Raw genomic sequence first — 22,296 nt, 5'->3', positions numbered from 1 at the left:
TGGGGTGACCGGCGCAGATGGATAAGCAGAAGCTGATCCGTATTTTTGATAAACAGGCCACAGACTATGCCCTCAAAAGAGAAGATCCCAAACAGCAACGCTGGCGCCGGAATCTTATAGGTCATGCCGAGGGGGATGTGCTTGAGCTGGCAGTGGGGGCGGGGGCTAACTTCCCTTACTATTCCCGGGAGGTCAAGATTACTGCAGCGGATTTCAGTAGTGCAATGCTTGAGAAAGCGCGGCAGGCAGCACAGCATTACCACGTGAACGCCAATTTTGTATGTGCAGATATGGAAGAAATGAGCTTCCCCGGGCAATCCTTCGATACTATTGTTTCTACGTTATCCTGTTGCAGCTATCAGAATCCCCTGGAGATGCTGAAGAAGATGAACCGCTGGTGTAAGCCGGACGGAACCATCCTGCTGATGGAGCATGGGATCAGTTCTAACTTCGTGGTGTCAACGCTGCAACGGGCACTGAATCCGCTGCTGTACCGGGTCTATGGATGCCATCACACCCGGGATATTATTGGACTGGTCCGGGAGTCCGGGATGCAGATCAGCAGGGTTGAGAGCTACTCGCTGAATATGATTCATCTGATCTGGGCCCGGCCGCAGCCGCAACTACGAACTGAACGTTAGGAGAAGTGGAATGGACAGCATTATTTTTGATCTGGATGGCACGTTATGGGATTCATCAGATGTAGTAGTGGCGGGATGGAATAGTGTGCTCAGTAATTACCAAGGCGTTGTGAACGGAGTAACCAAGGAAGATTTACAGGGAATCATGGGTCTGCAGGTAGATGAGGCTGGCCGGAAGCTGTTCCCGAATATCGATGAGGACACCCGGCAGAGAATTCTCAGAGAATGCTGTGAAGTAGAGTGTCTTAGTCTGGCGAAGCAAGGCGGAAGGCTGTATGAAGGGCTGGAAGAAGTACTCAGGGCGTTATCGGCAAAATATAAGCTGTTCATCGTGAGCAACTGCCAGGCGGGGTATATTGAAGCTTTTTATGAATACCATCAGCTGCAGAAGTATTTCATAGACTACGAGAATCCGGGGAGAACGGGACTATCCAAGGTTGAGAACATCAAGCTGGTGATGGAGCGGAATCACTTAAGCAGTCCTGTCTATGTGGGCGATACGGAGGGAGATAGGAGGGCGGCGGGGATTACCGGGATTCCTTTTGTGTACGCAAGTTACGGATTTGGCGAAGTGAGCAGCTATGATTATGTGATTGATCGTCTGGATGGGTTCTTGGGGTTGTTTGATGAATAGTATAGGCTGGGCGAAAACACATCGGCAGTAGGATACATTTTATTAAGCACTATAGACAAATTAAGCGCTATAAACAAAATTGTTGTACGTTTTGCAACTTTGATGCTTAGATACCCGGGTACTAGGGAAGATTGTTGTATGAAATACAACAATAATTCTGCTAAGCTGCTTGGAAGAAGAGAAATCCTGCCTTTTGTACAACAATTTTGATTTTGGGCCGATTAAATCAGGATAATGTTGTATTATGAGCAGGATTTCAATAGGTGATCTTACGTTCAGCCTACATAAATCCATGGGATGATGAACAAGCTATGGATGAGGTGGTCCATATGCCATTATTAAGCAAAGGCTCAGCAATAATCTTATCCCTGTTACTCGCGCTTGCTACATCCCCCATAACTATTAATGCTCAAAATTTACCAACGTCTGGGGTCAGCAATCCCGAAGAGACCGCTAAACAAATGGAACAGCTGAAATTTCGCCTGAAGCAGCTGGAGCCGCGCGAACCCGTTACCATTATGAACTCGCCAGAGGAAGCAGCGGCTGCGGCTCACCAGCCTACAGATACAATATCCATTTCCAGAGTAATACATGAAGGCACGAGGATTCCTTTCTTTATTATAAAGAATGACCCTCTCTATCAGAGACCTGTGTACGAAAAGCACTGGCATAGCACCTATAGTGGAGGAAGATGGAGTTATATGCCTACGCGGATACAATACGCACTCCACCGGTTATTTACAACCTACGACATTGGTCTATCCAGCCAATACGATTTCCAGCAAAATGTAGGCATTCAATTCCCGCTGTTCCAGAACAAAACGGATCTGGATCTGTATATCATTGCTTTTCAAACGGAGATTACAGCTGTGTATACCAAAGGCAATCAGGTAGTTGTCACAGGTACCCCCAAACATGGTGGCGTTCAAGTCGCAACTATCAAAACAGGTGATCTGCATCCCTCTGATCTCAAGAAGGCATTGCTCATTCAGTTATCCACTCGGCAAGGTGATGAATTGGATTATTCATACATCGGCTACGCACAGCCGGATTTCTGGTCACAGCAAATACGGAAGCGAAAAGAGCGTGAAGAGTAAGAGGAGTGTAACATAGCAAGCGCCGGGAAGCGGGAGTATCCGCAGGTACCGGCGCTTGCTTTTTTATAGGAGGGTATAACTGAAATATAAACATAGCGAGAGTACACAGCGGACAAGCACATGAAGCAGATGGATATGCCCCTGAAGCACGTATCCGTTGCGAAGTGCGCAGCAAAGTAACACGATTAGCCCAAACGGTAGAAAAAGCGAAAGAAACGGTGTACAGAGCAGCGCTAATGAACCAAGAAGGTTAGCCGCTGTCAGTGATAGTTGAAGGTTCCGGCGGTTGATGATAGCGGCGGCACCCATGAGTAGTGCGTACAATACAATTAGGAGATAGATCATTCTTGTTCCTCCTTGCAGTGGGATATAATACGAGTTAATCACATGGGGTTAACCCCATGGCAAGGGGGCGGAGGAAAATGCAGATTGGAGCGTTTGTCAGAGAGATGGGGACAACGGCAGATACCGTGCGCTACTACATGGAGCTGTCTTTGCTGGCACCGGAGCTGAAGGGGAAGCGTTATTCTTTTGGAGAGAAGGAAGTCCGGGATTTCCAGGCCATCGCACAGCTGAAGCAGTGGGGCTTTGCGGTGAAGGAGATTCAATGTCTGTTCGGACATAAGGCGCAATCCGGCTGCGGGACAGCAGAGGTGCTCCGCTTCGCCCGTGACATGCTGCAGGAACGTGTGCATGCCATTGACAGCAGTATTACGGAGCTGGGCAGGCAGCGGGAAGGGGTTCTGGTGAATCTGGCTGAGGTGGAGGCGGTGCTGGGGCGGGTGGAATAATAGTGCAACTCATGCTCATAGCTTGCGGATTGCCGGGAGAGATTTAGAAGATATCCGCTCCTCATTAATCACTCCACTTCCCCCGCATCAAACTCATACACACCTGGGATTCCTCATCAACGCTTCTGCAGGGTTCACACACCTCAAATCCAAACTTGTGCACACTGGCTATTGATGCAGCATTGTGTGGATGGGTCAGGATATAAATGCAATCCACGTTAAGATGCTCGAAGCAGAGCTTGATGAGTACAGGCAAGGCTTCGGACATATACCCCTGTCTCCAATACTCTTTCCAGATATCATAGCCGATCTCGACTTGTTGAAGCTCACGATCCCAGTAATGATAGCCGCAGGTCCCGATGAATGCATCCGTTTCAATATCGAACATGCCGTAACGGTGATGGCCTTTTCCCTCTGGGTTGGCATAATGTTCAATGATTTCTAAGGCTTCTTCATAGCTACAGGGCGGTTCGCTGAAAAGTTTGCACATCTCCGGGTCTGAGAATTGTCTATACACTACCTCAATGTCCTCTACCTTCAGCAAGCGGAAGTGCAAACGTTTTGTATTAAAAGGTTCTGATAATTTCAGAATTTTCGCCCCTCTTCAAAAATAACTATATACATACATTTATTATTATGTTTTGTGGCATTAAAGTTGTCTATGATAATCTTGGCTATTATATGGACCGGACATTACTCATCGGAAGCGAGGAAAGAGGCATGCTCTTATTCAGCTCAGCAATAGTATTTTCCGCGTTGATTTGTATCATCATTCTTTTTCAGGCTGCGTTGGCTCTTGGTATGCCGTGGGGAGAATTCGCGATGGGTGGAAAGTTCCCAGGGAAGCTTCCAGCGCCAATGCGTGCCGCTTGCCTGGTCCAGATTACGGTTTTGGCATTCCTGGCGCTGATTGTGCTGAGCAAGTCGGAGATTATACTTCCTGGGTGGCTTGGATTTGCAGCTGCGGCCATTTGGTTTGTTGTTGGTTTTTCAGTGCTTGCTTCGATCCTGAATATCATTACACGGAGTATGTGGGAGAGAAGAATTTGGGCACCGGTCAGTGTGATGATGCTTATTACTAGTTTAATAGTTGCTACTGCAGTCTAACTAAGTCACCGGAGGGTTACACAAATGGAAAATGCTATTAAGGACATATTTGAACAGAAAGATATTATGCGTATTGCCGCAAACCGCTATGGAATCAACCCTGATGAGTTAACTTACATAGGCGGGTTTCAGAACTTCGTGTACGAATACCAGCGGAGCGGTGGAATGTATATTCTAAGAATTACTCCAGGAATCCATCGTACTGCAGAGCAGGTTAGGGCAGAGCTGGACTGGATTATGTATTTGACCCGCAACGGAATTTCGGCATCGGGCCCGATTCTTTCTACTAATGGTAACTTGACTGAAGCTATTGAGACGGTGGAGATGTGTTTTACAGCTGTCTGCTTTGACAAAGCCAATGGCAACAGGATCGGTTATCCCGAATGCCTGAACGATAACGCAACCTATGAGGAGCTGGGCCGGATTACAGGGAAGATGCATGCGCTTGCCAAGCGGTATGACAATCAGGATGCTACTGTGCGGCGGCATGACTGGAATCTTAATTATTATCTGCAAAATATAGATATCCTGCCCCCCTCGCACCATCGCGTAAGAGAGACGTATTACAGCATCATCGATACTCTCCAAGAGTTACCCAAGGACAGAGAGGTTTACGGACTTATCCATGGGGATATGGGTTTCGGGAATTTCCATGTGAGTGATCAAGGCAAGATCACGTTATTCGATTTCGATGAGGCGCAGTACAGCTGGTTTGTAGAGGATATCGCCATTCAGCTATATTATCTGGTCTATGTATACGGCGGAGAAGAGGGCCGGGACAACCGTGAGGAACAGGCACTTCGGTTTATGGATCATTTCATGAAGGGGTACAGCCGGGAGAACACCTTGGAGCAGTATTGGCTGGAGCAAATCCCTGTATTCCTCAAGCTTAGAGAGCTGATTGTTTACATCGGGGCATACCGGAATTTCGACGGTGACGAAACATTCAGTTCATCAGATAATGAATGGTTCAAGGACTGGATCAGCGAAAGCAGAGAGAGGCTTGAGCATAACGAACCTATTGTTAATGTGTGGTAAAATGATAGTTATATCTCAGGATCTCTGAAAGGTGTGTGTTCATGAGACAAACTATATTTACGAAAAGCATAGCAGCCGCACTCGGCTCAGCAATGCTATTGACGGGTGCCGGTATTACCGTCTTTGGTGCCTTCCCTCAATATACAGAGGCAGCGGCGGTGAAGCCTACGGAAGCCTTCAGCTTATTTGAGCAAAGAGTGAAGAATCCTTCCACGCTCAGTCTGGCCCAGGCGACCTTAGTTAACCGTATTAGTCAAATGACGCAGGCAGAGGCCAATCTGGCCGTTTTGTATCTGGAAAATGCTTTGAAAGCTTATCTGCCCACAGCCACCAAACGCATGAATACACCTGCCATTCAAAAAGATATCAAAAGCATATACACCTACGGCATGACCATGGTGCTGGCGCGCTCCAAGGTGAAGCAGTACGATTCCCGCGTGGTACTGCAGGACTTGACGGCCATGGACTATAAGCTGGGAACGGACGGCGGCCGGTTTATTCCGCTCATTCAGTACAAGAGCTTCAAAGTATTCAAGCCGTACATCAGCAAAGATCTGCAGGCTTACATTGATCTGATGGCAGCAGAGTCGGAGCAGCCGTCTGTGATTAACGGGACTTTACAGGTGGACTGGTACCAAGTCGTGGAACGGGCAGTGCAATATGAAGCCTTTGTACAGACTTACAAGAACTCTAACCGTAATGCGGCGATGAAAAAAGCTTTTGAAGTATCCAAAAGGTATGTGTTCTACGGAACCCCCAATACCCCGTTGTTCGACCAGAAGACACAGGTCATCAAGGAAGAAGCAGTTATCGCTTATGAGAATACACTTTCCGAAGCCGGTCCAGAGCAGACCGATGGCAGCAGGCTGCTGACACAGCTTGGTGATTTCCTGTTGCTACTTGAGAAGAACGGCGATAAGAAAACGCAGGCGGTGATTGATTTTCTGGAAGCTATGTGAAGTGAGCGGTAAAATAATCATGATCAATTTACGGATTTATAGAAAAACCGGGCTGTTACCGTCGCAGCTCCGGTTTTTTTGTATGTATTTTTGGCTGATAAGACCCACAATGCATAGTATCCAATAGGCCGGAAGCGTCATTAATCACAGAAAAGGAAAACGATTACAATTATAATGTAAGCGTTATCTAAATGCTGTTTACATTATTACGCAAAGGGAGGAAGAAGACTTGAGTTTGCACAAGGTTTCCTTTAACATGCTTGTAATTATGGGTTTTAGCATTCAGTACGCATTAATGCATCTTTTTTCTGCAGGCGAGGTCATTGCGATATCATCGGCTGAGCTTATTATTTATATGGTGTTCACTTTTGCCGGGCTGGGCCGGTTCTTTCAACGCAGAAGACAGGTGCTGAACGAGCATGGCTGCGGGTCTGCCGGACTTTTTTTCAGCGTGTTATGGACCGTTTCGCTCTGTTCTCAGTTCCGGAAAGAGAACTACCCGGACGCACTGACAATCATTAATTCACTGGGCGTGTCTGCTGCCGGGCTAATTCTGATTACCGAAATTGTTATCTTATTTAAGGCTTGAGATACATAAAGTTATTTGTACTGGAGCAGTGCGGTCTGCCGGATGAAGGAGCTTCTGTCATTTTAGATGACAGAGGCTTTTTTTGATTTATTCAATCCCCGTGCGGGTGTCCCGGTTTACTGTATTAACAAACCGTTTGCCCCATTCACAAAGCGGATCAAGAACCATCCTAATTGACCGTCCGCTATCCGTCAGCTCATACACCACTTTAGGAGGCACTTCCGAGAATACGGTCCGGAGAATAAGCCCGTCTGCTTCAAGCTCCTTTAACTGCTGGGTAAGCATTTTTTGGGTGACGGGTGACAGCGTGCGAAGCATCTCTCCATTGCGCATGCTTCCTTGCTCGGCCAGCAGGCAGAGAATCGCTGTCTTCCACTTGCCGCCGATCCGCTCCAGGGTGGCTTCGGTAGGGTTCTGGTACTTTGTATTGCCGGGTATAGCGTTAGCATTCCCCTCGTTCGGCTCATATGTCATAATCATCGATCTCCTTCAACGTACCCGATTGGTAACTATATTACGAATAAGTGCGTACTTTTTTGTTTTGATTATAACGGTTATATTCAATCGTGTCAGTACAACGCTAAATGTGGAGGTAACAATATATGGCTATGGGGACAAGAGAATCATGGGGAGCAGGAATCGTCGGAGCAGGCGGATGGGGTGGATTGGCTCACATTCCCGCACTTGCAGCGCTTGAGAATTATGAGGTGAAGGCAGTGACCGGCACGCGTGCAGAAAGCGCACAGGCGGCAGCTGAGCTCCACGGCATTGGCTCTTATTATACAAGTACATCAGAGATGGCAGGGCAGCCTGGAATTGATGTTGTAGTGGTAGCTGTGAAAGTGCCCGAACATGATTTGCTGCTCCGCGAAGCCTTGGATGCCGGTAAGCATGTATACAGTGAGTGGCCGCTGGCCCGGACTACTGCGGAGGCGGAAGCGCTGCTGGAACTTGCGGAAGAACGGGGAGTGAAGCATGTGACGGGCCTACAGGCCCGGGCCAATCCAACTGTCTGCTATATCAGGGACTTGCTCGCTGAAGGTGCTGTTGGCCGAATATTGGCTGTGAATACAATAGTTACCCTGCCTGTATTTCCAACCTCGAACGGAACAGTGGACCAGGCGCATGTCTATCTGCTGGATGAAGCTAACGGGGCAGATCAACTGACGATCGGGGCAGCGCATGTGCTTGATGCGATTGAATATATGGTCGCACCGTTTGTAGAGGTGTCCGGTAGGCTGGATACGCAATACCCTGAAGTTCACGTAGTGGAGACTGGTGCATCAGTGGCCGCAACTGCACCGGATCACGTGCTTGTTAACGGCAAGCTGGCACAGAATGCACTAATTTCGGCCCAAGTCGTTAATGGCGGTGCCCCCGGATTTACGCTGCGGATCATCGGAACCGGGGGTGAACTGGTCATCACCCCACGGGATCAGCTGATGTTTCAGATGGACCGGCTGAAGCTTCAGCTCGTCCGAACTTCCGGTGAGACAGAGATACTGGAAACACCAGAAATGTATACCTCACTGGTACGGCATCTGCCTCCCGGTCCCGGGTACAATGTGGCTCATCTCTATGCCCGACTGGCGCAGCGGCTTGACGGGGAAGAGGTGGAATTGCCCGATTTCACCCAGGCGGTCCGCGTGCATCGTCTGATGGATGCGATCCGTAAGGCAAGCGCTTCGGGTGTCCGTCAAGAAGTGAGATAACTAATACTTACTGCCCGTCCCGCTTTCCTGACTTTTCTCAATTCACCATTTAATTTTTGTATTCTATCCGCTATATGCTATGATTTGAGATATGGTATTTTCTGAGAAAGGAAGGGGCGGGCTCTTTATGATTACTTTCAAAAAAATTCTGCAGATCATTGGTCTTAGTGTTCTTGTAACAGGTGTTGTTCATCCCCCCGTTATGGAAGCAGCAGCTACTAGTACAGCACAGACCGCGAAATTACCGGCTATCCGTATCTATTTGAACAACTCGCAGATCACCTCTTCAGCAGGAGGAGCCACCCTAATGAATGGAACGGTAATGCTCTCGCTGGACATGCTCTATGTCAGGGGGGCAACGGTCAGTTATGATGAACATTCCAAAATGATCACCATCGGGAATCTGTTCACGAAGGGCAGTATGAAGATCGGGAGCCGTATTGCAACGGTGAACGGGAAGCAAAACACGTATTCCGCAGCCTTCCAGCAGGTGAATAAGCAGCTCTACATCCCTCTGCGGTTCGTGAATGATGCTATTGGCGGCTCGCTGAAATGGAATGCGGACAGCCGTGAAGCGCTCATTAGCTATCCTGAATTTGTCGGCGACGGCCAGGCCAGTAAAGACGCGTATTTCTTAAACGGGGTGGACGGCACTTTATATAAGCGGGATGCAGCCGGAGTGGTTCACTCTATGGGCGCCTCTACAGCCAAGCTTGAACCTTATTATATTGCGGGAACACAGCTGACATCGGTGAAGATTTCAGAAGATGCGGATTTGGTGACCATTCAGAATTCCAGCGGTGAACCTTCGGTCAACCTGACGGTATACAATCTGTTTGTCAAAAAAGGGGCCATCCTGCGCCAGTCTACAGCGCATTATTGGCAGTTCTCTCCTGAGGACTTGAAGACGTATGCCGGGAACGCCGTTATGAATGACGGTCATATTGTCCGGTTAATTGCCCCGGATGCAACGGTCCTGCAAACCTGGAACGTTTCGAAGCTGGCAGGTACCCCGGATCAAACCTACGCCATTGAAGCCATAGGCGAGAATTATCTGGTTGCCCGCTCTTCACAAGAAGGCCTGCTGACGTTAATTGATACCGGAGCTAACCGGGCGATCCTTCTCTACAAAGAGTTCGGAATTAACCCTATGGATATGCCGGGATTCAAATATGATGGGATTAAATTCATTGACAGTGGCGATGATAAATCAGAATTGCGATTTGAATTTACGAGCAGCAAGAAAGACAGCAAGACTTATACGTACCGGTTGGGTGGTTTGTAATTGGGTTGGTCCATGGTTTGTTGAATGTATAAAAGTAAGAAACTTCTCCTTTGATTTGAAATGGTTGGGTAGTGCCTCCATTTTACACAGGAGCGGTTTCTTTTTTTGTGCTTTTAAAAGATTGAAGATTCGCTTTCCGCTTAAACAGTCCGTTCGCGGAGCGTCCACTCAAGTGCACACGTTGATCTTACTCAAAAAATGAAGGCCTCCCTGATGCCAATAGTAGCTTTTGGGGCAGGCTCTTTTTTGCGTACCCAATCTCTTTTTGATATTTAATTTCAATTAAACAAAATTAATGTTGAAATAATATTTCAGTAATGCTATTCTTCACTTAGAGAGCGATTTCATAAACAGAAAAGGATGATGAGGAAATCATGTTAGAGCATTTGACAACAGAGACCCGCAATAAGAAAACAATGAACCTGGATGAATTAACTCCTCTTGAACTTCTGGAGGTGATGAATGAAGAAGATCACAAGGTCGCACAAGCGGTTAAACAAGAGATTCCGCAAATTGCCAAAGCAGTAGAAGTGATTACCATGGCGATCAAACAAGGCGGACGCTTAATTTATATGGGGGCTGGAACAAGCGGACGTATCGGCTTACTGGATGCTGTTGAATGTCCGCCAACCTTTGGAACAACGCCAGAGGAGGTCATCGGGCTAATTGCCGGGGGAGAGAGGGCGTTTATCAAGGCGGTCGAAGGTGCAGAGGACAACGAACAATTAGGGGTGCAGGATTTACAGGATATTAAGCTGACAGCCAAAGATGTTGTCGTCGGAATTGCCGCCAGCGGACGCACTCCATATGTTATCGGCGGATTAGAATATGCCAATTCTATAGGTACACCAACTGTAGCCGTAAGCTGCAACAAGGATTCAGCGATTGGTAAAATAGCCAGGATTGCGATAGAAGTCGTAAACGGGCCGGAAGTTTTGACCGGGTCAACACGTTTAAAGGCCGGTAGTTCGCAGAAATTAATCTGCAATATGCTGTCTACAGCTTCGATGATCGGTACGGGCAAAGTGTATGGAAATCTTATGGTGGATGTACAGCTAACCAATGAAAAGCTTGTAGAACGTGCTAAACGGATTGTTATGGATGCGACAGATTGTGATGCTGAAACAGCAGAGAGTTATTTGAAGCAGGCAGATCAGAAACCGAAAATTGCTATTGTGATGATTCTTGCGGGGCTAACTAAAGAGGAAGCTGTGCAACGGCTCGAAGAATCACAAGGCTTCGTCCGTCAGGCGATTCAATAATACGATAAGAAGAAAGGGGCACAAACATGAGTAAATATCATGATTTAGCGGTCAAAATACTAGGGGCGATCGGTGGCCGTTCCAATGTATCCTCATATACCCATTGCATGACCCGTCTTCGTGTAACTGTTGTGGACCGCAGCCGGATCGCTGAAGCAGAGTTGAAGCAAATCGACGGGGTTCTGGGTGTAGTGGATGATGATACGTATCAAGTCATTCTCGGACCTGGGGTCGTGACCAAGGTAGCAGAAGAGTTCGGTATCGTGCTTGAAGAAAGTGCTTCAGCGGGCGAAAGTACAATTTCGGCTGAACAATTACAGGCCAAAGGCGCACAAATGAAGGCGCAGCTTAAAAAGAAGAATGATACTCCATTCAAAAACTTTTTACGGAAGATCGGGAATATTTTCATTCCGCTTATCCCTGCGTTCGTTGGAGCCGGATTAATTGCGGGTATTGGCTCAATTCTAGCTAACAATATTACAGCGGGCAACTTAGACACTGCAACCTGGCAGCAGTATGTAACGATCTTAAATGTTATCAAAAACGCAATTTTCAGTTACCTGGTGATTTATGTCGGTATTAATGCAGCTAAAGAATTTGGAGCTACTCCTGCGCTTGGTGGCGTGATCGGCGGGGTGACGCTCTTAACAGGGGTTACAGCTGACCTGCCCATTTTTAATATATTTACGGGTGCACCCTTAACGGCAGGGCAAGGTGGGGTTATCGGCGTTCTAATCGCCGTATGGATTCTATCCATCGTGGAGAAATATTTGCGTAAAGTGATTCCGGATGCCGTTGATATTATTGTTACGCCTACAATAGCTTTACTAGTCGTGGGTCTGATTACGATATTTTTCATTATGCCATTCGCCGGATTTATTTCCACCAATTTAATCGGAGCTATCAACTGGACGCTAGAGGTTGGCGGTGCATTCTCAGGCTTCGTATTAGGAGCAGCGTTCCTTCCGCTTGTTATGTTAGGACTGCATCAGGTATTGACGCCGATTCACATTGAGATGATCAATGATTCAGGGATGACGCTGTTGCTTCCGATGCTGGCTATGGCTGGTGCGGGTCAGGTTGGGGCTTCCATTGCATTATGGATTCGCTGCAAGAAGAATAAATCATTAACGAACATGATTAAAGGCGCACTTCCGGTAGGTATTCTGGGAATCGGCGAGCCCTTAATTTACGGGGTTACCTTACCACTGGGCCGGCCGTTTATTACAGCTTGTATTGGCGGAGGGATTGGCGGTGCGGTCATTGGCTTATTCGGCAACGTTGGAGCGATTGCCATTGGGCCTTCCGGGGTTGCGTTAATTCCCTTGATTGCCAATGGATTATGGCTGAAATACGTCATAGGCTTAATTGCAGCTTACGCTGGCGGATTTATTGCCACTTATCTCTTCGGCACACCCAAAGAGGCTATGGCAGAACAGGATTAACTTGAACTGAAATAATGAGGTGATTCCAGTGCTCGGAATTTCAATTTTTGTGGCGGACCGCACGTTAGAAGATAATGTCAAGTATATGGAACAAATGAAGGCTGCAGGCTGTACGGAAATATTCACATCCCTTCATATGCCGGAGGATGACATCGGACAATTGAAGGAGAAATTGCTGGAGATCGCCAACGCTGCCCGGCGGTTAGGAATGGACCTGATGGCGGATATTTCCGGAAAAGCATTGGAGAAATTTTCATTTCCCTTTCTATTGGATGCTGGTGTTACAGGTTTGCGGACGGATTTTGGTTTTAGCGCCGATGAAATTGCAGCCTACTCACAACATCTGAAAATCGCCTTAAACGCCAGCACCTTAACACCAGAATTTTTAACTGCCTTACAAGAGCATCCTATTTGTCTTGAGAATACCCAGGCCTGGCATAATTATTATCCCCGCCCGGAGACAGGTCTGGATAAAGAAGCATTTATAGCGAAGAACAGATGGCTGCAGGCGGAAGGCATTACGACAATGGCCTTTATTCCGGGAGACGGGCTGAAGCGAAAACCGTTATTTCAAAGCTTGCCTACCTTAGAGAAGCACAGGAATCAATCTTCTTTTCTAGCTTATCTGGAATTAGAGAAGGATTGTGCGGTGGACAAAATTTTCGTTGGCGATTTAACCCTTTCAGAAGGGTCTCAGGTTCAATTTCAGCGGTATGAAGAAGGGATTATTCCTTTGCGGGTAATCAAAGAATTGCCTTATGCCCTATGGGATAAGGTCCACCTGAACCGCCTGGACGCTGCCCGTGATGTAGTTCGCTCAGAAACTGCCCGGACAGATCAGGAACGTTTTGTAATGACCCGAAGTATTGCGCCTATGCATACGAACAAGCGGCCTAGAGGAACGATTACCGTCGATAATTATTTGTATGGCCGCTATGAACATGAGTTACAGATCACATTAAGAGATCTGCCGGCACATGAAGCTGTTAATGTGATTGGTCGTGTGATAGAAGAGGACCTTCCTCTATTGGACTACGTCAGACAAGGCGGAAGGCGCTTTAGCTTCACAGCTGCTACTTAATGATTACTCCCCTCTATTTTGTTACAATAAGGAGAATAGACTGAGGAGAGGAGCTTGGAACTTGGTAGCAGGAAGTATGATTTCCCAAATTGAACTGGTATTGAATGAACTGCCGGAATCAGAAAAAAAAGTAGCTGAGTACATTCTTGCCAATGCTAAAGAAGTGATGCATATGACCATACATGAGTTAGCAGCCAAAGCGGAGGCAAGCAGTGCGGCGGTTGTCCGTTTTTGCCGGTCTTTGGGCATCGAGGGTTTCCCCGCTCTGAAGATCCGTTTATCCGCTGAAGTAGAGAACACGAATTATGTGGGCTACTTTGATGTTGAATCCAATGAAACGGTGCATTCTATCATTGATAAAATGCTGTCCAATACCATATTGACCTTTCAGAATACGGCCAGTCAACTGGACGCGCAATCGATCGAGCAGGCCGTGAGTCTGTTACAACAGGCTGAGGTTATTTATGTTTATGGGATAGGCGCCTCTTTTATCATTGCAGAGGATGCAGCACAGAAATGGCTTCGGCTCGGCAAAAATGTATATGCGATTTCAGACCGTCATTTATTGGCAGCAGCCATGGCTACGAAATCAGAAAACGCCGTCTTCTGGGGGATTTCGTATAGCGGTGAAACGAGAGAGGTCATTCAATTAACGAAACGGGCCAAGGAGCAGGGGATCAAAACGATCAGCCTTACCCGTCCCGGAAATAACAAGCTTGCCCAGCTCGCGGATGTTTCTCTATTTACATCACGTGCGCCGGAAGCAAAGCTTCGCAGTGCAGCAACAAGCTCGAGATTCGCCCAGTTATTTGTGCTCGATATTGTCTTTAGCGTATATGCCTCTGCCCAGCATGATTTAACTGTGGAGCAGCTGGCAAAGACAAGGCAAATGATTGAAGTCTTATATGATTAATGTTGAACCTCTCGATAGAAACTCCTGCTAATCGGATTAGCGGGAGTTTTTTAGTGCGCCTGCATCAGGGTACATTATTTTCAATATTCAACGATTTACAAAATATGGAATGTATGTTATCTTTGCTATGAAAGCGCATCCAAGACTTGATAGATTGATCAAGTATTTACCATTTTATCATGGGGAGGAAAGGTGGAAATGAAAAATTTGCTCAAGAAGGCTAGCGCAATTCTGCTGGCATTTACTCTGCTGCTTGGAGTGATGACAGCGCCGCCCGTTCATGCAGACAACGCACTTTTCACAATTGAAAGCGAAAATGCTCAGCTCACCTCCGATCTTCAAGTGACGACCCAAATTTACGGACAACCTAAGCCCGGCTACACCGGGAGCGGTTTTGTCTGGATGCAGAATTCAGGCACCATTACCTTCAATGTGACGGTCCCGGAAACTGGCATGTACACGATCTCTACCCGTTATATGCAGGAGCTTAGCGCAGACGGCCGGCTTCAATCGTTGAACGTTAACGGCGTTACGAAAGGTTCGTATATGCTGCCTTACACGACCACGTGGTCGGATTTCGATTTTGGCTATCACAAGCTGAATCAGGGCAGTAACACCATTCAGTTGAAGGCGGGCTGGGGCTTCGCTTATTTTGACAGCTTCACTGTGGATGTTGCCGATCTGGACCCCCTGGATGTGCAGCCTGTCCTCAGTGATACTCAAGCTACCCCGGAAACTCAGCTGCTGATGAATTATTTGACAGAAGTGTACGGCAATCACATGATCTCCGGCCAGCAGGAGATTTACGGGGGAGGCAATGACGGGAATTCCGAGCTGGAGTTCGACTGGATTCACAATTTAACCGGCAAGTATCCGGCCATCCGCGGGTTCGATCTGATGAACTACAATCCGCTGTACGGCTGGGAGGACGGCACAACTGCCCGGATGATCGACTGGGTGAACAACCGGGGCGGGATCGCGACCAACAGCTGGCATCTCACAGTTCCCCGGGATTTCACTGCCTATCAGCTGGGGGAATTTGTGGATTGGAAGGAAGCGACCTACAAGCCGACGGAAACTAATTTTAATACAGCCAATGCGGTAATTCCCGGGACGAAAGAGTACCAGTACGTAATGCTGGCCATAGCGGATTTGGCGGAGCAGCTGCAGATTCTGCAGGATAACAACGTGCCGGTTATTTTCAGACCCTATCATGAAGCAGAGGGTAACGGCGGATTGAACGGGCAAGGCGCGTGGTTCTGGTGGGCCTCGGCAGGCGCAGAGGTATATAAGCAGCTGTGGGATCAGCTCTATACCGAGCTTACAGAAACTTATGACCTGCACAACCTGATCTGGACGTATAACAGCTATGTGTACAGCACTTCTCCCGCCTGGTATCCCGGTGACGATCAGGTGGATATTGTCGGCTACGATAAATACAATACCGTCTACAACCGCTATGACGGTTTGTCCGGCGTGCCCAATGAGGATGCGATTACCTCGATTTTCTATCAGCTGGTGGATCTAACCGGCGGCACCAAAATGGTAGCCATGACCGAGAACGATACTGTCCCGAGCGTACAGAATCTGACCGAGGAGAAGTCGGGCTGGCTCTATTTCCTGCCGTGGTATGGCGAGCATCTCATGAGTTCTGCCTTTAATTATCCGGCCACACTGACCACGCTATATCAGAGCAATTATGTCATTACACTGGATGAGCTGCCCGATTTGAGTGTCAATAATCCAAACCCAAGTGCATCCATTACACCTGCAAGTATCGAATTTAACAAGTATGCAGCGGCTCAGAGTGACAAAGCCATAACCGTGAATGCTAACGGCAATACGTTAACTGCCCTCCGGACTGGGGGCAATGCCTTGACCGCGACGCAGGATTATGTAAGCGGAAATACGCTGCTGCTGAAAAAGTCATTCCTGGCAACGCTCCCGGTTGGCGAGCATTCGATTGTCTTTGATTTCAATCAGGGACAAGATCCCGTATTGAAAGTTACAATTGTCGATACAACACCAAGTGCATCTATTGCACCGGTGAGCGCGGCCTTTGATAAAGCGCCGGCTCAAGCGCAGGATATTTCCGCAGCTCTAACCTTAAATGGACATCAGCTTACAAACCTGACGAATGGAAGCTACACGCTTGTATCGGGCCAGGATTATACGGCATCAGGCGCAACGATTGTCTTGAAGAAATCCTATCTCTCTACGCTGCCGCTCGGCCAGAATTCGATCACCTTCCATTTTAACGGAGGAAATAACGCTGTACTTACAGTGAATGTTGCGGATAGCAGCGTTCCGCTACCAGCGGGCGGCTTGACGATCCAGGCTTTTAATGGCAACACAAGTGCCTCTACTAACGGGATTTCGGCCAAATTCAAAGTCGTCAATAGCGGTAATTCGGCAGTTCAGCTCAGTGATGTGAAGCTCCGGTATTACTACACGATTGACGGCGAGAAAGATCAGAGCTTCTGGATCGACTGGTCCAGTGTCGGTAGCGCGAACGTAACCAGCAAGTTCGTGAAGCTGGCAACCCCGGTTACCGGTGCCGATTATGCGCTGGAAATTGGCTTCACCAGTTCGGCTGGAACGCTAAACCCCGGCCAGAGCGCGGAGATCCAGACCCGCTTCTCCAAAACCGACTGGTCCAATTACAACCAGGCTAACGATTATTCGTTCAAGGCATCAGCTAGTCAATTTGTTAACAATGAGCAGGTGACCGGATATATGAATGGCCAGCTGGTGTGGGGGATTGAGCCTTAACACAGGGTAGGATAAAGGGCTGGATTGGGGGATACCCTGTTTCAGCCCTTTATGTTCTAGCTAATAATCATCTGGCCACAATTGTCTGCAAGACCTCTCCGGTCAATCTTGCCAGTTAAGGTATGAGGAAATTGTTCTTTCATTATAACTTCGGTGAGCAGCATATAATCAGGCAGCCGTTGGGACAACCAAAGATTAACCGCGGCAAGTGACAGGGCGCGGTCGGCCTGAATGAATCCTGTCAATGTGGTCTGCCCGTTTCGCACTACGGAGAGCACTGCGCATTCCTTAACTCCTGCCATGGTTAAAATATGCGATTCGATCTCTCCCGGTTCGGTTCAATGCGGTATCCCCGGATTTTGATCTGCGCGTCTCTTCTTCCTTTGAACATGATCCTGCCGGTATCGTCCATCTCGGCCATATCACCGGTCCGATAGATGGTACCGAATGTAGGGGAGGTAATAAATACTTCCTCCGATGAATCTGCGGCATTGAAGTATCCATCAGCTACATAGGCAGAGGCGATAAGCAGCTCACCCGCCGCAATCTCATGAGTCCGCAGGAGACCGCAGCTTTTTTGCGCTAAGCTCCCCGAAGGAGAGATAACGGTGAATCTCCATCTCCGCGAGCAATAAGCAGCTTCCGTTCCGGCGGGCGGTAACCCTACAGCTGAAGCATCCCCGGCGCTGGATATGAAATGCCCGGCAAATATAATGTAATCCGCTTGAAGGTGAGCCGGAATGGCGATTAAATGTGTTCCAAACAGCCTATGCTGATAGAAGAATTCCTTCAGGCAGAAAGCTTGGATAGTATTCAACGGGCGAGAGTGGGCTACAAATGAAAGAAGCTCCTGTGATAATCACAAGAGCTTCTTTTTATTGAATACTATTTTATTTTTGCGGATAGCGCTTGGGATTATTGGTCTGCCCTAAAATGTAGTCGATGCTTACTTTATGGAAATTCGCCAGCGTAATTAAAACGGCACTCGGAACATCCAAATTCCCATTCTCGTAGCGGGAGTAGGTGGCTTGTGTGATATGTAAAAGCTCAGCCATTTGTTGCTGCGTCAGATCTTTGTCTTCGCGTAAATCGCGGATTCTTGTGTACAATGCTCATCACCCAAGCCAAGTTTACTTTATGCGAAAAATGCATATTGTTATTTATGCAGTTTTCGCATAAAATTTATACATGATTGAAGTATTAGTTTGTGAAAGGAGGCCTGGTGGTAATCATTTTGGAGGATTTCTATTATGGAAGATTGCACCCGAATGAGTTGATTAAGCCAAATGATCCGGAATTGCAGAAGATTAATCAGAAAACCATTGATTTATTACAAATGCTAAAAGCGAGGTTATCCGAAGAAGATTTTGACCAAGTCGAAATGCTATATGATTTACAGAGTGACTCAAGCTCGTTGCATTCAGCGTTATCTTTTATCCAAGGCTATAAAATAGGAGCTTTAATGATGATCGATGTCTTTAGTGACAAAGATTCTGTTTACGAAGGAATATAATACGTTAGTAATGGAAACCGGGGTGAAAATAAAGCTTCGGTTTTTTTGTTGGAAAAAAATCACATGGGGGAAGTTCTTTTGAAAGGGCAGAGGGGGATATTGTCGAATATTAAAAAGATTAATGGGAAGCAAATCGGTCAGGGAGTGTGCCAATAGTGAACAAAAAGTTAATCGCATCAAGTTTTCTTATTATGTTGTCAGTGGTATGTCTATCCATTACGGTCTATGCAGCCACTGCAGCATACTCTTTAAGGGTAAACGGGGCTGCCATTAAAGGGAAGCTAAAGTCATTGATGGAGTGACCTATGTACCTTTGCGTACAGTTATTGAAGGGATGGGAGGGTCATATCATGTCATGCCTGAGTCGAATACAATGAGTCCAATCCATTAATTTTTGGTTCAAAAGCATATTTCGAAATGAATGAAAATTTTGATAAATTCATTGGTTCAGTCTCTATTGAAGAAGCGAATACGGGAAAGGATGTTTTGAAAAACCTTAATTCCTGAAGGTCATCCATCTGGGATGATGGTTTTATCAAGTCCAGATGACCGGCAGAATGCTCTATGGATGAAGGTAGAGTAACATCGTAATACTTAAGGATAATTACATAAGCTTCCGGTACCAGGTCTCTTGACTCTAACGTCGCGTAAACCTGTATATTTACTCTCAGAAGGAGGGATAGTCATCGAACTGCAAACCATCAGTCAGGTGTCAAAGCACTTTTCAGTCTCCACCCGTACCCTTAGGTATTACGAGCAAATCGGGCTGATTACGCCTGCGAAAAAGGAAGATTCCGCTTACCGCGCTTATGATGCCGAAGCCATCACACGTCTGCGTCAGATTATCGTTCTGCGTAAACTGCGGATTCCGCTCAGACAGATTGCCGAAATTCTGCAAAGCGCGGAAGCGCGTGTTGCAATCGAAGCTTTTGAGCGTAACCTTGCGGATATTGAGGACGAGATCACCGCGCTCTCCACCATTCGCAGTGTTATCAAAGCCTTTGTCGAATATCTGAATCTCAGAGGTGCGAAATTCGCACTGCCTGACGACGCAAGTTTACTGGAGGTTGTGGATTCCTTGACTGTCTCGAAAATCAACTTCAAGGAGGAAAAGTCAATGGAAGAATTAAACAAGGCAAATGAAAATTTAAACAAGCTGGCGGACAAAGATGTGCGGATTGTCTATCTGCCGCCCATGACTGTGGCTGCTGCTTATGCAACGGGAGAAGGCTGCGAAGGCAAAGCGCTGGATATAATCACGCAATTTGTAACAGAAAGCGGATTGCTAACAATTAAACCCGACGCCCGGAGTTTTGGTTTTGACTGCTCTAAAGGGGCAGCAGGAATCGGAGAACCCTCCCATGTATATGAGGTGTGGGTATCCATTCCGGGCGACACAGAGGTTCCCGCGCCTTTAGTCAAACGTACGTTTGACGGCGGGTTATATGCCGCACATGTGCTCAGGGCATGGGACTTCGAGGACTGGCGTTTATTAAAAGAATGGGTTAACGCAAGCAATAAATATGATAATGATTGGGATTCTCCGCGCTGGGCATCGCTTGAAACGGTTGCAGGGCAAGGATTTGAGGAAACATTGAATTTTTATAATTACGTACAAAATGGCGGTAAAATGGACGATTTACAGCTTGATTTATTGTTTCCGATTAAGGAGAAGGTATAAGAGTAAGATCGCCGGGTAAGGCAGATTAAAATCGGCGGTTATAATTGGGTGTCCCGACATACAAAATTACACAGCTGTGATTATAACCGCAGATATTATAGAACAATGCGCCAGTGAATTCCAATCGGTATTTCCTCTTACATACGATAATCCTCCCAAACCATGAACAACTACTCCATATATATCTGCGTACGTGTAACAAAAGCTGAATTCATTTCGTTATAGTCAATGAGTAATGGTTCCCAATAAGAGCGAGAAAACAATGGAGGAGGGGACGGTTTGGTCAGAATTGTCTTAACATTAATGACGCTTCTATTCAGTTTAACGGGCTGTTCCGCTTCGCATAATGCCACAACATTAGACCACAATGCTACTGCGGCAAAAGATTATTTGGAATCTAAGGGTTACAAGGTCTCTTCGTATGAAGGCTCCAGTGAAGTCTACACCTTAACAAAAGAAAAGTTAATGAATTTACCATATTCCAATTACTGGGGGCTGCAAACCGAAGATCCCGGTGTTTATCTGGACAAAGAGGTTAACGTACAGAAGTTCATAGTAACAAACCATCCATTGGATAACTGGAAATCCACAAGCGCCAAACCGGAGAATATTGTTAAATCTAAAGGGAAAACCGCAATTTGGATCTATGTCGTGGATAACCAGGCAGTAGGCGGACATTCTTATCCAGTAATCGATCAGGCCATGGATGGCGGCGTATGGTCATTAGATGGAAGAACATTAGAAGAAGTGCATTCTATGAGTTATAAAGCTTGGTTAGAGCAATGGGAAGCAAAGTTTGGCAGCTAATGAAATATTAAGAATCGCAAAGATTCGTTATGCCGTGGGTGTCACATATCTAAGAAAGGGTGGGTTCGATGTTCTACGTTAATTCAAGAGCATTCATTGAACGATTCAATGATGGAGAACCTGAGATCGTCATACAAAGAAGAATGAAAACAGATTCCTCCTTTAAGTTCGAACTTCCCGGGGGGAGAATTGGACCCTTTGAGTCGTTGATCCAAGCCCTGATCAGAGAGGTTAAAGAAGAGACTGGATTAGATGTATACGAAATAGAAGGAAATGAGACAAGAATTGATACCCTGGGGATTAATCCGGAATTTGATGTGGAATGCCTTCAACCATTCGCAGCCTATCAAACGGTTAAAGGTCCGGTCGATTCCATCGGGTATTATTTTAGATGTAAGGCAAAGGGTGAAAGAGCAACGAACATGTAAAGCAAGCTGCGTTTCAGGAAAGAGAACCTTTAAAGCCAAAATTAAAGAATGCTACAAAATTGGAGCCGAAAATAGCGAATCAATCACAGACACGGGTACGATGTTGCATCTCCTCGGGTTCAGTTGGCATGGGAATTCAGGGAGCTATGGCGATATTCACTGTTAGTTTAAAACGAATATTGAAACTTATGGGGTAGATAAAAGTCGAAGAATTAGGTGAGAAAAAACGACGACCATTCGGAGGGACCGAATAGGCGTCGTTTTTTTTGATACATTTTTCAGTGGCCTCAGATGGCGAGAGCAGTTTTTTCAAACTTAGTATTTCTGGATGTCCCCAATTGGCCCTGATCGTTCGTTGCACATGTATACACATCCCCGTCTTCGGCAAGTACTGCAGAAAAATCATATCCTGTTAAAATTCATTTACTTCTCGAAAGCCCTTGCACTTGTACAGGCGAAGAGCGAAACGTCGTCGCCTAGTTGTCCTATGTCATTCATCCCCCAAGGGTCCGAAGCTTTCGTCATCCTTTAATATAAGACC

Annotated in this window: 24 protein-coding genes and 1 pseudogene; 20 read left to right on the top strand and 5 right to left on the bottom strand. The window is 46.8% G+C overall.

The genetic code is table 11. The annotated features are described in order from the left end of the window. The first annotated feature begins 17 nt into the window (after positions 1-17). The 4 genes from P40081_RS21445 (at position 18) to P40081_RS36530 (ending at position 3,163) form a co-directional block, all read left to right on the top strand. Positions 18-641 carry a class I SAM-dependent methyltransferase gene (locus tag P40081_RS21445; RefSeq protein WP_042138284.1) on the top strand — a complete coding sequence of 208 codons (624 nt, stop codon included), beginning with the start codon at positions 18-20 and terminating at the stop codon, positions 639-641. 10 nt (positions 642-651) lie between these two features. Continuing rightward, entirely contained in the window at positions 652-1,275 is a 624-nt protein-coding gene (locus tag P40081_RS21440; protein ID WP_042138283.1) for an HAD family hydrolase, read from the top strand. A gap of 263 nt (positions 1,276-1,538) precedes the next feature. Beyond that, positions 1,539-2,372, top strand: a complete 834-nt coding sequence (locus P40081_RS21435) for a hypothetical protein (RefSeq protein ID WP_231575163.1) — start codon at positions 1,539-1,541, stop codon at positions 2,370-2,372. Between the two features lie 422 nt (positions 2,373-2,794). Then, positions 2,795-3,163, top strand: a complete 369-nt coding sequence (locus tag P40081_RS36530) for a MerR family transcriptional regulator (protein ID WP_052421926.1) — start codon at positions 2,795-2,797, stop codon at positions 3,161-3,163. Between the two features lie 64 nt (positions 3,164-3,227). Here the strand turns inward: P40081_RS36530 and P40081_RS21420 are convergent, their stop codons facing one another. Further along, a complete protein-coding gene (locus P40081_RS21420; protein ID WP_076243220.1) occupies positions 3,228-3,719 on the bottom strand; it encodes a GNAT family N-acetyltransferase in 492 nt (163 codons plus the stop codon). A gap of 164 nt (positions 3,720-3,883) precedes the next feature. On the opposite strand from P40081_RS21420, the gene P40081_RS21415 reads away from it, so the two are divergent. The 4 genes from P40081_RS21415 to P40081_RS21400 all read left to right on the top strand — a co-directional run bounded on the left by P40081_RS21415 (position 3,884) and on the right by P40081_RS21400 (position 6,856). Continuing rightward, positions 3,884-4,270 (top strand): hypothetical protein, encoded by a 387-nt coding sequence (locus P40081_RS21415; RefSeq protein WP_042138278.1) that lies wholly within the window; start codon positions 3,884-3,886, stop codon positions 4,268-4,270. A 24-nt stretch (positions 4,271-4,294) separates the two neighbouring features. Further along, the gene (locus P40081_RS21410) at positions 4,295-5,308 is read left to right on the top strand and encodes a phosphotransferase enzyme family protein (RefSeq protein ID WP_042138276.1); all 1,014 of its coding nucleotides are present in this window, start codon (positions 4,295-4,297) and stop codon (positions 5,306-5,308) included. Between the two features lie 41 nt (positions 5,309-5,349). Further along, positions 5,350-6,267 (top strand): hypothetical protein, encoded by a 918-nt coding sequence (locus tag P40081_RS21405; protein ID WP_042138275.1) that lies wholly within the window; start codon positions 5,350-5,352, stop codon positions 6,265-6,267. Between the two features lie 229 nt (positions 6,268-6,496). Further along, on the top strand, positions 6,497-6,856 hold the full coding sequence (locus P40081_RS21400) for a hypothetical protein (RefSeq protein ID WP_042138272.1): 360 nt from the start codon (positions 6,497-6,499) through the stop codon (positions 6,854-6,856). Between the two features lie 87 nt (positions 6,857-6,943). Here the strand turns inward: P40081_RS21400 and P40081_RS21395 are convergent, their stop codons facing one another. Beyond that, a complete protein-coding gene (locus P40081_RS21395) occupies positions 6,944-7,330 on the bottom strand; it encodes a winged helix-turn-helix transcriptional regulator (protein WP_042138270.1) in 387 nt (128 codons plus the stop codon). 128 nt (positions 7,331-7,458) lie between these two features. On the opposite strand from P40081_RS21395, the gene P40081_RS21390 reads away from it, so the two are divergent. The 7 genes from P40081_RS21390 to P40081_RS21360 all read left to right on the top strand — a co-directional run bounded on the left by P40081_RS21390 (position 7,459) and on the right by P40081_RS21360 (position 17,326). Next, on the top strand, positions 7,459-8,568 hold the full coding sequence (locus P40081_RS21390; protein ID WP_052421924.1) for a Gfo/Idh/MocA family protein: 1,110 nt from the start codon (positions 7,459-7,461) through the stop codon (positions 8,566-8,568). A gap of 127 nt (positions 8,569-8,695) precedes the next feature. Then, positions 8,696-9,853 (top strand): copper amine oxidase N-terminal domain-containing protein, encoded by a 1,158-nt coding sequence (locus tag P40081_RS21385; RefSeq protein WP_042138268.1) that lies wholly within the window; start codon positions 8,696-8,698, stop codon positions 9,851-9,853. A 374-nt stretch (positions 9,854-10,227) separates the two neighbouring features. Then, positions 10,228-11,115: an N-acetylmuramic acid 6-phosphate etherase gene (gene murQ / locus P40081_RS21380; RefSeq protein ID WP_042138263.1), complete on the top strand. Its 888-nt coding sequence runs from the start codon at positions 10,228-10,230 to the stop codon at positions 11,113-11,115. A gap of 26 nt (positions 11,116-11,141) precedes the next feature. After that, positions 11,142-12,560, top strand: coding sequence for a PTS transporter subunit EIIC (locus P40081_RS21375; protein WP_042138260.1), 1,419 nt, complete (start codon positions 11,142-11,144; stop codon positions 12,558-12,560). 28 nt (positions 12,561-12,588) lie between these two features. Next, positions 12,589-13,641 (top strand): DUF871 domain-containing protein, encoded by a 1,053-nt coding sequence (locus P40081_RS21370; protein WP_042138259.1) that lies wholly within the window; start codon positions 12,589-12,591, stop codon positions 13,639-13,641. Positions 13,642-13,702: 61 nt separating this feature from the next. Continuing rightward, positions 13,703-14,554 (top strand): MurR/RpiR family transcriptional regulator, encoded by an 852-nt coding sequence (locus P40081_RS21365; protein ID WP_156118660.1) that lies wholly within the window; start codon positions 13,703-13,705, stop codon positions 14,552-14,554. Positions 14,555-14,752: 198 nt separating this feature from the next. Further along, the gene (locus P40081_RS21360; protein WP_042138258.1) at positions 14,753-17,326 is read left to right on the top strand and encodes a glycosyl hydrolase; all 2,574 of its coding nucleotides are present in this window, start codon (positions 14,753-14,755) and stop codon (positions 17,324-17,326) included. 56 nt (positions 17,327-17,382) lie between these two features. Here the strand turns inward: P40081_RS21360 and P40081_RS40100 are convergent, their stop codons facing one another. The 3 genes from P40081_RS40100 to P40081_RS21345 all read right to left on the bottom strand — a co-directional run bounded on the left by P40081_RS40100 (position 17,383) and on the right by P40081_RS21345 (position 18,435). After that, complete coding sequence (locus P40081_RS40100) at positions 17,383-17,628, bottom strand: hypothetical protein (protein WP_042138257.1); 246 nt, start codon at positions 17,626-17,628, stop codon at positions 17,383-17,385. Between the two features lie 2 nt (positions 17,629-17,630). Next, positions 17,631-18,143: an AMP-binding protein gene (locus P40081_RS21350; protein WP_042138256.1), complete on the bottom strand. Its 513-nt coding sequence runs from the start codon at positions 18,141-18,143 to the stop codon at positions 17,631-17,633. A gap of 73 nt (positions 18,144-18,216) precedes the next feature. Then, positions 18,217-18,435, bottom strand: coding sequence for a helix-turn-helix domain-containing protein (locus P40081_RS21345; RefSeq protein ID WP_042138254.1), 219 nt, complete (start codon positions 18,433-18,435; stop codon positions 18,217-18,219). 113 nt (positions 18,436-18,548) lie between these two features. Here P40081_RS21345 and P40081_RS21340 point away from each other — a divergent pair, with 113 nt between their 5' ends. The 5 genes and pseudogenes from P40081_RS21340 to P40081_RS39425 all read left to right on the top strand — a co-directional run. Next, the gene (locus P40081_RS21340; RefSeq protein WP_231575162.1) at positions 18,549-18,839 is read left to right on the top strand and encodes a DUF6809 family protein; all 291 of its coding nucleotides are present in this window, start codon (positions 18,549-18,551) and stop codon (positions 18,837-18,839) included. Positions 18,840-19,470: 631 nt separating this feature from the next. After that, positions 19,471-20,520: a MerR family transcriptional regulator gene (locus P40081_RS21335; protein WP_231575161.1), complete on the top strand. Its 1,050-nt coding sequence runs from the start codon at positions 19,471-19,473 to the stop codon at positions 20,518-20,520. 279 nt (positions 20,521-20,799) lie between these two features. Next, on the top strand, positions 20,800-21,327 hold the full coding sequence (locus P40081_RS21330; RefSeq protein ID WP_042138253.1) for a hypothetical protein: 528 nt from the start codon (positions 20,800-20,802) through the stop codon (positions 21,325-21,327). Between the two features lie 68 nt (positions 21,328-21,395). After that, a complete protein-coding gene (locus tag P40081_RS21325) occupies positions 21,396-21,755 on the top strand; it encodes an NUDIX domain-containing protein (protein WP_081970050.1) in 360 nt (119 codons plus the stop codon). After that, positions 21,737-21,952, top strand: a pseudogene (locus P40081_RS39425) (IS5/IS1182 family transposase); the annotation flags it as partial. The gene P40081_RS21325 and the pseudogene P40081_RS39425, both read left to right, overlap by 19 nt. Between the last annotated feature and the right edge of the window lie 344 nt (positions 21,953-22,296).

The sequence above is a fragment of the Paenibacillus sp. FSL P4-0081 genome (assembly GCF_000758565.1).
GTDB lineage: Bacteria > Bacillota > Bacilli > Paenibacillales > Paenibacillaceae > Paenibacillus_AQ > Paenibacillus_AQ phytohabitans.
This window is presented reverse-complemented; position numbering and strand designations above follow the sequence as displayed.